We start from the raw sequence: 12449 nt of genomic DNA, 5'->3' as shown, positions 1-12449 counted from the left end.
GTTTTTCATTCAACTATACTGTATCCATAAACGTTTTCTCTACTTTATTAAATATAACAATACCAATAAATAAGAGAATAACAGTTATAATTGTACTTGCTATTAACATAATAGGAGAGAAGTCTCCAACACCAAGCCATCCATATTTGAAACATTCAAAAATACCAGTTAACGGATTAAACTTAGCAATATTTTTAAAATATCCGGGAAGCATAGATACCGGGTAAATAACGGGAGTAGCATACATATATAAGCTCACCCCGAAGCCTAACAACATACTTAAATCTTTGTATTTTGTAGTAAGTGCTGAAAATATCATTCCGACACCTAAAGCAAATAAAGCCATAAGAATCACCAGAAATGGTGTCGCTAAAATCCACCAGTTTGGAGTAATTTCCTTATTAATAAGATAATAAGCCCAGGCAATAATAAATAAAATAAACTGAACGCCAAGGCGCATTAAATTTGAGATTACAATTGAAATAGGAGTTACAAGCCTTGGGAAATATACCTTTCCGAAAATGTTGGCATTTCCCGTAAATGTAGCAGAAGTACCAAGTAGCGAGCCTGAGAAATAATTCCATAAAGTAACTCCAGCAAGATAAAATAATATTCCAGGAGCTCCATCTGTAGGGAGTTTCGCAAATTTTCCGAAAATAATCAGATATGTAATTGTGGTAAAAATAGGATTAACAAAAAACCAAATCGGACCTAAAATAGTCTGTTTAAAACTTGATATAAAGTCTCTCTTTACAAACATATAAATAAGGTCTTTATACCTCCATACTTCTTTTAATTGCAAATCAAATAAAGAATGACTGGAGCCTATTGTTTCTGTCCACTTCTGTTGTGGTTCATTCATTTGTGTGAAAATTTATGCAAATTTATAATATTTAAATATCTTCATGTTTTCAAATTCATGAATTATTATTCATATAAAACTAAAAAACTACAACTAATATATTAATATTTGTTGTTATGAACAAAAACTATCAGTGATAATAGCTAATAGTTGTAAATATTTAAAACTGATTTTTTATTTATTAACGAGTTTTTTTAAGTATTCTCCATAGCCGCTTTTTCCGTATTTACTGGCTGTTTCAAGGAGTTTTTCTTCATTGATAAAGTTATTTCTGAAAGCAATTTCTTCGATACATCCTATTTTGAAACCTTGTCTCTTTTCAATAACACTCACAAACTCTGAAGCATCATTAAGGGAGTCAAACGTCCCTGTATCCAGCCAAGCTGTTCCTCGATCTAAGACGCCTACCTCAAGCTTGTTTTTACTCAAATAAACATTGTTTACATCGGTGATTTCAAGTTCGCCTCTTGCAGAGGGTTTGATGTTTTTTGCAATTTCAACTACTTCATTGTCATAAAAATACAACCCGGGAACTGCATAATTAGATTTTGGATATATAGGTTTTTCTTCAATAGAAATAGCTTTAAAATTATCATCAAATTCTACAACACCATATCTTTCAGGATCTGAAACATGATAAGCAAAGACAACACCGCCGTCGGGATTTGTTTTGTTTTTCAATAAAGTTCCCATTTCAGAGCCGTAGAAAATATTATCTCCTAAAACTAAAGCAGCAGAATCATTTCCAATAAATTTGTCGCCTAAAATGAAGGCTTGGGCCAGGCCGTCAGGATTTGGCTGTACTACATATTCAATGTTACAGCCAATTTGAGAGCCGTCTCCCAATAATTTAATGAATCCGGCTTGGTCGTGAGGGGTTGTAATGATTAAAATATCTTTAATGCCTGCTAATAATAAGGTGGAAAGCGGGTAATAAATCATTGGTTTGTCATAAATCGGCATCAATTGCTTACTTACAGCAATTGTCAATGGATAAAGCCTTGTGCCTGAACCCCCGGCTAAAATAATACCTTTCATCTTTTTTTGTGTTAGTTATATTGTTTTTCGTAATATTTCTGGTAATCCCCGTTTGTTACGTTTTCAAGCCATTCTTTATTTTCCAGATACCAGTCAATTGTTTTTGAAAGCCCTTCTTCAAATGTTACTGATGGTTTCCATCCCAAATCTTTATTCAGTTTGGTAGCATCAATTGCGTAGCGCTTATCGTGTCCCGGTCTGTCTTTTACGAAAGTGATTAATTTTTCAGAATAACCTTCTGGTTTTCCGAGCTTGGCATCCATTTGCTTGATTAATTCTTTCACTAAATCAATGTTTTGCCACTCATTGAAGCCTCCGATGTTATAAGTTTCACCGGTTTTTGCTTCGTTGAAAATTTGGTAAATTCCTTTAGCGTGATCAATGACAAATAACCAGTCTCTCGTGTATTTTCCGTCACCATAAATCGGCAAAGGTCTTTCATTAATAATATTTGAAATACAAAGGGGAATTAATTTTTCAGGGAAATGATTCGGGCCGTAATTATTTGAACAGTTTGAAACAATGAAAGGCATTCCGTAAGTATTTCCGTAGGCTCTTACCAAATGGTCAGATGCTGCTTTAGAAGCTGAATATGGAGACTGGGGGTCGTAAGAGGTCGTTTCAAGGAAAAAGCCTGTTTCACCTAAACTTCCGTAAACTTCGTCAGTTGAAACATGATAGAAAAGGTTTTTTCTTTTTTCGTCAGGAAATCTTCCGTGTGTGTGATCTGGATTTAATGTCCAGAATTCTTTACAAAGATTAAGGAGATTTGCTGTTCCGTTCACATTAGTATTGATAAATGCCGTGGGATCAGTGATACTTCTGTCAACATGGCTTTCTGCCGCCAAATGTACCACAGCATCAGGATTATATTTTTCGAATATTTTTCTTAATTCTTCAGGTTTTGTAATGTCGGCTTTTTCGAAAACATAATTAGGCTCATTTTCAATATCCTTTAAATTTTCTAGGTTTCCTGCATACGTGAGGGCATCAAGATTAATTATTGTCGTATTCGGATTGTTTTTTACAAACTCTCTTACCACGTGGGAACCAATAAACCCCGCTCCTCCTGTAACGATTATATTTTTCATCTAGTTATTTTCTATTGTCTTTCTACCTATACTTTTATAATAAAATCCGTTTTGCTCAGGAATTTCGAGTGGATACATATTCCTTCCGTCAAAAATAACTTTATTATTCATTTTTTTAGCCATTAATTCAAAATTAGGATTTTTGAATTCCGGCCATTCTGTTGCAACAAATAATGCATCTGCACCTTCTAAGGCTTCATACATACTTTTGGCATATTGTATTTTATCTCCAAGAAGTTTTTGTACGTTATTTTCTGCAACGGCATCATACGCTACAACTTTCGCGCCTTTTTCTAAAAGAAGGGCAATATTATCTAAAGAAGAGGCTTCACGAATATCATCAGTATTGGCTTTAAAAGCTAATCCCCACATTGCAATTTTCTTTCCTTCTATATTTCCTCCAAAATATTTTTCAATTTCAGAGACAAGAATTATTTTTTGAGAAGTATTTACATTTTCTGTAGCTTCAAGAATTTGAAAATTAAAATTTTCTTGCTTTCCTGATTTTATTAAAGCTTTCACATCTTTAGGAAAACAGCTTCCTCCATATCCTATTCCCGGGAATAAGAACCTGTGGCCAATTCTGTCATCACTTCCCATTCCAAGTCTTACTTTGTCTACATCTGCACCTACTTTTTCGCAATAGTTAGCAATTTCATTCATAAATGTAATTTTTACAGCTAGGAATGAGTTAGCAGCATATTTTGTAAGTTCAGATGATTTCTCATCCATAAATATAATAGGAATACCTGTATTGGTAAATGGCTGGTAAATTTTAGCCATAATACCCTGTGCTTTTTCGGAACTTGCTCCGACAACTACTCTCGAAGGGTTCATTGAATCCTCAACAGCAAAACCTTCTCTTAAGAATTCAGGATTGGAAACCACATCAAAAGGAATGTTCGTTTTAGAAGAAATCACCTCTCTTACTTTGTCGGCAGTTCCTACAGGAACAGTGCTTTTGTTAACGATAACCTTATATTCAGTCATCATTTCTCCAATATTATGGGCAACATTGATCACGTATGAAAGATCTGCGGAACCATCTTCGCCCGGAGGGGTGGGTAAAGCAAGATATACAACTTCGCTTTTATCAAGTGCTTCCTTCAAATTAGTAGTGAAAAATAATCTTTCAGCTTGAATGTTTCTTAAGAACATTTCTTCAAGGTTCGGCTCATAAATGGGAACGACGCCGTTTTTCATACCTTCTACTTTTTTTTCATCAATATCTACGCAGTAGACTGAGTTTCCAAGTTCTGCTAGGGTAGTTCCTGTAACTAAACCTACATAACCTGTTCCTACAATAGTAATATTCAAAATGTATGTTTTTAAAATTTAATGACAAAAATAATAAAAATACTTTCATGACATTCTTTAATTTGATGTAAATCATTTTTTAAGTTATTTATTTGATAATAAGATGATTTTGCTTTTTTAGAAAATATTTGTATATTTGCAATGGATTTACGGTAAAATAATGGGAAGGCCTTCGGAAGAAAGCCTTTTTTCGTACTGTAAATCAAGATTTAAGTAATTTTATGGAGTTTAGAAAAAGAATTGAAGAATTATTAAACGAATTCCTTGAAACAAGAAAAGATTTATTTCTTATTGATTTAAAGTTTTCTGCAGGGGATGATATTACGGTGATTTTAGACGGAGATAATGGAGTCTCGTTGCAGGATTGTCTTGATGTAAGTCGTGCAGTAGAATTCAATATGGATCGTGAGGAGCATGATTTCAGCCTTCAGGTAATGTCTGCCGGATTAAGTGAGCCTCTCTCAACTCCCAGACAGTTCAAAAAAAATATAGGAAGAGAAATTGAGGTTTTGTTAAACGATTCTACTAAAATCGAAGCTGAACTGACAAAGGTGGATGATGAAAAAATCACACTTATTCTGCGTTATCGTAAACCGAAAGATGTAGGTAAAGGTAAAGTAGACGTGGAGGAGGAAAAGGAAATTCCGTACTCTGAGATTAAGAAAGCATTAGTAACAATTAAATTTTAAAAGAAAAAAGAATAAATGGATAATATAGCGTTGATTGAATCCTTTGGTGATTTTAAAGACGAAAAAGGGATCAGTAAGATTGATCTTATGGCAATTATTGAAGATTCACTGAAGACACTCTTAAGAAAAAGATTTGATTCGGATGATCATTTTGATGTGATTGTGAACCCTGATAAAGGAGATTTTCAGATATTTTTGAATAAAACGATTGTAGAAGACGAGATGTCGGAAGACGACGATTTGGAAATTGAAATTTCTGAAGCTAAAAAGATTGACCCTACTTTCGAAGTTGGAGAAGATTTTACCATGGAAATTCCTGTTGCTCAGCTGGGAAGAAGAAATATCCTGACTTTGAAGCAGATATTGGCTACAAAACTGCAGGAACACAACAATGCAATGTTGTATGAGCAGTTTAGAGATAAAATTGGGGAAATTGTGGTTGGAGAAATTCACCACATACGTCACAAACACGTAATTTTGCTGGATGATGAAGGAAACGAATTCATTTTGCCAAAAGAAAATCAGATAGGGTCCGACTTCTTTAAAAAAGGAGAAAATATCAGAGCTATTGTTGAAACAGTAGATTTTAAAGGATCAAAACCGCAGATTATTATTTCCAGAACAGCCCCTAAATTCCTAGAGAAATTATTGGAACTGGAAATTCCTGAAATCCAGGATGGTACTATTATGTTGAAAAAAGTAGTAAGAATCCCTGGAGAGAAAGCGAAAATTGCGGTAGATGCTTATGACGACAGAATTGATCCTGTAGGAGCCTGTGTAGGAGTGAAGGGATCAAGAATCCATGGCGTTGTAAGAGAGTTGAAAAATGAAAACATCGATGTTATTCAGTGGTCTAAAAACCCTGAAATCCTGGTGAAAAGAGCTTTAGGTAATGTTACCATTAATAAAATTGATATCAACGAGGAGCAAAATTACGCATTGGTTTATACTCCTGTTGAAGAGATATCTAAAGTTATCGGAAAACAAGGTCAAAACATCAGGCTTGCTTCTTGGTTGACAGGTTATGAAATTGATGTGCATAGAGAGTCTAGCGAAGATGATGACGTTGAATTAAGAGAATTTAATGACGACATCGAGCAATGGATTTTGGATGAATTTAAAAAAGTAGGTCTTACTACGGCGAAATCTGTGTTGGATAAAGACACAGAAAGTCTTTTGAAAATGGTAGATTTGGAAGAGGAAACTATTGAAGACGTAAAGCGTATACTTAAAGAAGAATTTGAAGATTAAGATTTTAAATAAATTTTAATAAATAGTAAAAAAGAAATACTTTAATTTTAAGAATTAAAAAACAGTAAATAATATAGATGCCAAAAATTAGATTAAATAAAGCGGTTAAGGAATTCAATATTTCGATGTCCAGATTAGTGGAATTTTTACAAGCTAAGGGTATCGAGGTTGAAAGCAATCCTAACGCTCAATTAGAAGAAGCGGCATATTCTGCATTGGAAGCTGAGTTTGCCAAAGATGGCGAGCAGCGTAAAGCTTCCCATGAGGTGGTGATCACGAAAGTTCCCGAAGAAAAACTGGAAATTGAAGAAAAGAAAACCCCTGAAGTAATAAGAGCTAAAGCTAATAAACCGGAAACTAAAATTTTAGGTAAAATAGATTTAGAACCTAAAAAACCTGAAGTTGAGGAAACTCCTGTTGAAAAACCAGCTCCTATCGTTGAAGAAAAAAAGATTGTAGTTGAGGATAAGAAAGAAGAAGTTGCTCCTGCTCCTGAAGGAAAAGCAGCTCCTGAAAAACAGGAATTTAAAGTTCTGGATAAAATTGATTTGTCTCAAATAGAGTCTAGAAACAGGCCTGTGAAAAAAGATAAACCTAGAGAAGAGGGGAAAAAAGCAGAAGAAAAACCTGTGCAAAAACCGGTTGAAACTGTAAAAGAAGCTCCAAAACCGGTAGCTGAAACTCCTGCTAAACCTGCGGAGGCAAAAGGAGAACCTAAAAAACCTGAAGAAGAATCTCAGGAACCACAAAAAATTGAAACAGTTTATCAAAAACTTGACGGTCCTAAGATTGTCGGAGAAAAGATCGACCTGACTCAATTTGCACCAAAACCAAGTTCTGGAGCGAAAAAGAAAAGAAAAAGAATTGAAAAGCCTGGAGGTAATAATAACCAGCAGGGTGGAAATAACCAGCAAGGCGGTAATAATAACCAAGGAGGTGGTCAGGGAAACCGTCCTCAAGGAAATAATCAAAACCGTCCTCAGGGCCAGGGAGGTCAAGGTGGCGGAAACCGTCCGCCGGGCCAAGGTGGTGGAAATCGTTTTGGTAATAATAATCAAGGAAACCGTCCACCAGGTCAAGGTGGTCAGGGAAATCGTCCACCCGGCCAAGGTGGCGGGAACCGTTTTGGTAATAACAGACCGGGACAGAGAACGATGCCTGTTGAATTGACAGATGAGCAGGTTAAAAATCAAATCAAGGAAACTCTTGAGAAATTAACAAATAAAGGAGGAAAGTCTAAATCTGCTAAACACAGAAAAGACAAAAGGAACTTCCGTAGAGAACAAGATGAACGTCAGCAAGAAATTGATGCGGCAGACAGAACATTAAAAGTAACGGAATTTATCACTGTTGGTGAATTAGCGAGCTTAATGAATGTTTCTCCTACAGAAGTAATTTCAGCTTGTTTCTCACTTGGTGTAATGGTTACAATGAACCAAAGGTTGGAAGCTGATACATTATTATTAGTTGCTGATGAATTTGGTTATAAAATTGAGTTCTCAGATGCAGAACTTGGTGAATCTGAAGTTGAAGAAGAAATCGACAATGAAGAAGATTTATCTCCAAGAGCTCCAATTGTAACAGTAATGGGACACGTTGACCATGGTAAAACTTCATTGCTTGACTACGTTAGAAAAACAAACGTAATTGCTGGTGAATCAGGAGGTATTACACAGCATATCGGGGCCTATAATGTGAAATTGGAAAACGGTCAAAGAATTACATTCTTAGATACACCAGGTCACGAAGCCTTTACAGCGATGAGAGCGAGAGGTGCTCAGATCACGGATATTGCAATTATTGTAATAGCAGCCGATGATGATGTGATGCCTCAGACAAAAGAAGCTATTTCTCACGCACAGGCTGCGGGTGTACCAATGATTATTGCAATCAATAAAGTGGATAAACCAAATGCTAATCCTGATAATGTTCGTCAACAACTTTCCGGAATGAATATTTTAGTAGAAGAATGGGGAGGAAATGTTCAGGCTCAGGAAATTTCTGCTAAGTTTGGGAATAACGTAGATGTATTATTGGAGAAAGTTTTACTTCAGGCAGAAATGCTAGAATTAAAAGCAAATCCTGATAGAAATGCACAAGGAGTTGTAATTGAAGCTTCATTAGATAAAGGAAGAGGATATGTTGCTACGATGTTAGTACAGTCAGGAACATTAAGGGTTGGTGACTATGTATTGGCAGGTAAGAATCATGGTAAGGTGAAGGCAATGCTTGATGAAAGAGGAAGAAATCTTACTGAAGCGGGTCCTTCGATTCCTGTTACAATTTTAGGGTTAGACGGGGCTCCTACAGCTGGTGATAAATTTAAAGTGTATGCTGATGAAAGTGAAGCTAAAACTATTGCTAATAAAAGGGAACAGCTTCAAAGAGAACTTTCTATCAGAACTAAAAAGCATACAACACTTGAAGAGCTGGGTAGAAGAATTGCCTTAGGTGATTTCAAAGAATTGAATATCATCTTAAAAGGTGATGTGGATGGTTCTGTAGAGGCATTATCTGATCAATTACAAAGATTGTCAACTGCTGAAATTAACGTAAATATCCTTCATAAAGGTGTTGGGCAGATTACCGAATCAGACGTTAACCTGGCTGCGGCTTCAGATGCTATTATCATCGGATTTAATGTAAGAGCTGGTGCTAATGCTAAAGATCTTGCAGATAAAGAGGAGATTGAAATTAGAAATTACTCTGTAATCTATGCTGCTATTGAAGAAGTGAAAGAGGCTATGGAAGGGATGCTTTCTCCTGAAATTAAAGAGCAAGTAATTGGTAATGTTGAGATCAGAGAGGTATTTAAGATTTCTAAAGTCGGAACAATTGCCGGATGTATGGTTCTTTCAGGAAAAGTTGCCAGAAATTCAAAAGTAAGGGTTCTTCGTGATGGTATTGTGAAATTTGATGGAGAATTAGAAAGTTTGAAACGTTTCAAAGATGATGTCAAAGAAGTAACAAAAGGTTACGAATGTGGATTGAATTTGAAGGGATATAATGATATCGAAATCGGCGATATACTAGAAGTTTACGAGCAAGTTGCCGTAAAGAAAAAGTTGAAATAACTCTACTTTTTATAATAAAAATAAACCCGCTTCTTATGAAGCGGGTTTTTTATTTTTTTAATCCTTTTAATTTATAATTATTCTAAATAATATTTTATTTTTTAATAAAAAGCTGTTAAATGTTTTTTTTATTGTAAATATTTTGTATTTTTTTGAAAAATAACCTCCTATTATTGTTAAATTTTATTTGTTTTATGGAATTTTTAACTTAAAATGTAAAAGGAGGTTCTTAATATGTGATAAAAAAACTTGCAAATGTTAATATTTATTAACATATTTGCCCATTAAATATATTAAAATTTGTTAATATGAATGTTAAACTACGTGTATTAAGTGCAGGAGCTTTGTTTTTCTTAGGACAAACTGCTTTTGCACAAACAACAAAGAAAGATACAGCAACCAAAGAAAAGCAAATTGAAGAGGTAGTTGTAACTGGTTACAAAACCAAGAAAGCAGATGAGATTATACAAGCTCAATCAGTTATTTCATCCAAAGAATTTTCTGAACAACAGTCAACCCTTTCAATGACAAATATGCTTCAAGGTAAGGCTCCGGGAGTTTTAGTTCAAGCAAATGGAGGTAAACCCGGAGATGGCGGATCTATTCAGATTCGTGGTGTTGCTGGTTTGGGTAACCTAGATCCATTAGTCGTTCTTGATGGGATGTATGTTTCAATAGCTCAATTCAATGCGTTGAATCCTAGTGAAGTAGAATCGGTGACAATATTAAAAGATGCAGCATCAACTGCTCAATATGGCTCTAGAGCATCAGCTGGAGTACTTGTTGTAACGACCAAAAGAGGTGCTTCTGGTAAACCGACTTATATGTTGCAAACTAGGTTTGGTTTCTCCAAAAAGATTTCTGATAAAGAACTAAATTTCCAGATGATGGATGCGTCACAGAAATTAAAATGGGAGAATGCAATTGCTGATGATGTAGGTTTTGAACCTTGGACATCGTCACAGATATCTGCATTGACAGCCTTAAATCATGATTGGCAGAAAGATGTTTTGCAGACTTCGTCCGAAGAGTCTTACTTATTTAGCGCTAACGGAGGAGATAGTAAAAATTCTTACTATTATTCATTGGGTTATGATCATAATTCAGGCATTATACGTAATCTCGATGCTCTAAAAAGATATTCTGCCAGATTTAATTTTGATAGTCAATTAACAGAGAAAGTAAAATTGGGTATAAGTACATCTCTTCAATATCAATTAACTGATAACCAAAGAGAATTATATAATGCACAAAATCCAATTAATTTTATGTATAGTGCAAATCCTTATGAACCTGTTTTTAATCCAGATGGGAGCTATAATTCAACATCTGCAGGTTTCCCTTTTACAGAGGCGGTTCATTCAAACCCAAATTTTAATAAGAATTTAAGGCTGAATGGTAATTTATATGGTGAATATAAATTTACTGATTATTTAAAATTCAGATCAAGTTTAATGGGGACTTACGCTCAGCTTAAAGGGTGGTCGGCAATATTTCCAGGGTCTACACTAGGAGGAATATTAGGATATGCAAATGGTTGGTTATCAAATAGTAATAATGATCTTTTTAATTATACTATTAATAATAGATTGGATTTTGATAAAACATTTAATTCTCATCACATTAATTTAACCGTTTTCCATGAGTTTTATCAAGGGACATCAAACACAATGTCATCTTCTAAACAAAATAAAAATAATGAATTATTAAATCCTTATCAATTAGCTAATTATTCAACGATATTGACTTCTACGTCTACAAAAACAATATATACATTAAGCTCATTTGCTGGATTATTAGATTATGATTTTGCTAAAAAGTACTTTATTAGTGCTTCATTGAGGAGGGATGGGAGTTCTAGATTTGGAGCAAATAATAAATTTGGTAATTTTTGGAGTGTAAGTGCTGGATGGAATATTGCTAAAGAGAATTTTCTAGCAAACACAGATCTAAAAACATTCAAATTAAGAGCTTCATATGGTACAGTTGGTAATGATAGTACAATTCCAGATTATGTTAATATTGGATATGCAAGCTTTGGATTATATGGAACAGCACCTACAGCTTATGAAGTTACTTATGGTAATCCTAATCTGAAGTGGGAAGTGGCAAAAATGCAAAACTATGGGTTTGATTTTGTGTATGGTAGTAGACTTAGAGGCTCATTTGAATATTTTAAAACCAAAAGAAATGATTTCTTACAACAAGTTTCAGGTGTTGATATACTAGGAGGATATACCACGTATGATAACGTAGGGGATATGGAAAATAAAGGTATTGAAGCTGAACTTTCGTATGATATTATTAAAAATAGCAGAATAAATTGGAATATTCATGGAAATATTGCCAATGTAAAAAATAAACTGTTAGCTTTAAAAAATGGAGAGACTGAAAGAATAACTGGATACTATGGAAATAGTATGTTAAAAGTTGGTGAGATGCCATATATTTTTAGATTAGTTAGGAATGCTGGTGTAAATCCTGATAATGGAGAGGCTCTATATTATACAAATAGAACAACTCCAAATCCTGGAGAAACATTTTATAATTTGCCTGGCGGGACAGCTACAAATGTTTATAGTACTTCTGATATTCAGAATATTACAGATAAGTCTCCTTTGCCTAAGGTATATGGTGGGTTTGGAACGTCATTTTCGTACAAGAAGTTTGATTTGAGTGCTGAGTTTAGTTATAAGTTTGGAGGTTGGGCATTAAATTATGCGGCTTTGGACAGACTTGATCCGGCACAATATAACACTAATAAAAGTACTGATGCTTTTAATTATTGGCAAAATCCAGGAGATACTAATGTGTTACCTAAACCGTCTGATGAAGGAATATATACAACAGATTATTTTCTTCAAAAAACAGATTATATTAAATTCAGAAGTTTAAGTATTGGATATACATTCGATAAGGAGATCCTTGGTGAAAATGCTTTTTTCAATTCATTTAGAGTATATATACAAGGACAGAATTTATATACGTGGACTAAATTTGAAGGAGATCCTGAATCTGCAATAGGAATGAGTGAAAATACCACTAATTATGTACCTAACTCATATTATGCATATTCTTACCCAAATGTTAAAACATTTACAATTGGATTTGATTTAAAATTTTAAAG

8 protein-coding genes are annotated in these 12449 nt (G+C 34.3%); 4 read left to right on the top strand and 4 right to left on the bottom strand.

The annotated features are described in order from the left end of the window. Nucleotides 1-13 precede the first annotated feature (13 nt). The 4 genes from ACM39_RS10310 to ACM39_RS10295 all read right to left on the bottom strand — a co-directional run bounded on the left by ACM39_RS10310 (nt 14) and on the right by ACM39_RS10295 (nt 4308). Complete coding sequence (locus tag ACM39_RS10310) at nt 14-862, bottom strand: ABC transporter permease (RefSeq protein ID WP_048510943.1); 849 nt, start codon at nt 860-862, stop codon at nt 14-16. Nucleotides 863-1036: 174 nt separating this feature from the next. Continuing rightward, nucleotides 1037-1900: a glucose-1-phosphate thymidylyltransferase RfbA gene (gene rfbA, locus ACM39_RS10305; protein WP_048510942.1), complete on the bottom strand. Its 864-nt coding sequence runs from the start codon at nt 1898-1900 to the stop codon at nt 1037-1039. Nucleotides 1901-1911: 11 nt separating this feature from the next. Further along, nucleotides 1912-2991: a dTDP-glucose 4,6-dehydratase gene (gene rfbB / locus ACM39_RS10300; protein ID WP_048510941.1), complete on the bottom strand. Its 1080-nt coding sequence runs from the start codon at nt 2989-2991 to the stop codon at nt 1912-1914. After that, the gene (locus ACM39_RS10295) at nt 2992-4308 is read right to left on the bottom strand and encodes a UDP-glucose dehydrogenase family protein (RefSeq protein WP_048510940.1); all 1317 of its coding nucleotides are present in this window, start codon (nt 4306-4308) and stop codon (nt 2992-2994) included. A 221-nt stretch (nt 4309-4529) separates the two neighbouring features. Between ACM39_RS10295 and rimP the strand changes: the two genes are divergently transcribed. From rimP to ACM39_RS10275, 4 genes are all read left to right on the top strand, one after another. Continuing rightward, nucleotides 4530-4997 carry a ribosome assembly cofactor RimP gene (gene rimP, locus ACM39_RS10290; protein WP_048510939.1) on the top strand — a complete coding sequence of 156 codons (468 nt, stop codon included), beginning with the start codon at nt 4530-4532 and terminating at the stop codon, nt 4995-4997. A gap of 15 nt (nt 4998-5012) precedes the next feature. Next, nucleotides 5013-6248: a transcription termination factor NusA gene (gene nusA, locus ACM39_RS10285; protein ID WP_048510938.1), complete on the top strand. Its 1236-nt coding sequence runs from the start codon at nt 5013-5015 to the stop codon at nt 6246-6248. A 77-nt stretch (nt 6249-6325) separates the two neighbouring features. Next, nucleotides 6326-9322 carry a translation initiation factor IF-2 gene (gene infB / locus ACM39_RS10280; protein ID WP_048510937.1) on the top strand — a complete coding sequence of 999 codons (2997 nt, stop codon included), beginning with the start codon at nt 6326-6328 and terminating at the stop codon, nt 9320-9322. A gap of 308 nt (nt 9323-9630) precedes the next feature. Beyond that, nucleotides 9631-12447 (top strand): SusC/RagA family TonB-linked outer membrane protein, encoded by a 2817-nt coding sequence (locus tag ACM39_RS10275; RefSeq protein ID WP_048510936.1) that lies wholly within the window; start codon nt 9631-9633, stop codon nt 12445-12447. Nucleotides 12448-12449: the final 2 nt, after the last annotated feature.

The sequence above is a fragment of the Chryseobacterium sp. FH2 genome, from assembly GCF_001045455.1.
In the GTDB taxonomy this organism is placed as follows: Bacteria; Bacteroidota; Bacteroidia; order Flavobacteriales; family Weeksellaceae; genus Chryseobacterium.
Note: the sequence above shows the minus strand (reverse complement) of the source record. Positions and strands in the feature narration are given on the sequence as shown.

Bases quoted from the DNA above. Each gene is read 5' to 3' on its own strand.
- ACM39_RS10275 (WP_048510936.1), top strand. From the start codon at position 9,631: ATGAATGTTAAACTACGTGTATTAAGTGCAGGAGCTTTGTTTTTCTTA.
- infB (WP_048510937.1), top strand. From the start codon at position 6,326: ATGCCAAAAATTAGATTAAATAAAGCGGTTAAGGAATTCAATATTTCG.
- rfbA (WP_048510942.1), bottom strand. From the start codon at position 1,900: ATGAAAGGTATTATTTTAGCCGGGGGTTCAGGCACAAGGCTTTATCCA.
- rfbB (WP_048510941.1), bottom strand. From the start codon at position 2,991: ATGAAAAATATAATCGTTACAGGAGGAGCGGGGTTTATTGGTTCCCAC.
- rimP (WP_048510939.1), top strand. From the start codon at position 4,530: ATGGAGTTTAGAAAAAGAATTGAAGAATTATTAAACGAATTCCTTGAA.
- nusA (WP_048510938.1), top strand. From the start codon at position 5,013: ATGGATAATATAGCGTTGATTGAATCCTTTGGTGATTTTAAAGACGAA.
- ACM39_RS10310 (WP_048510943.1), bottom strand. From the start codon at position 862: ATGAATGAACCACAACAGAAGTGGACAGAAACAATAGGCTCCAGTCAT.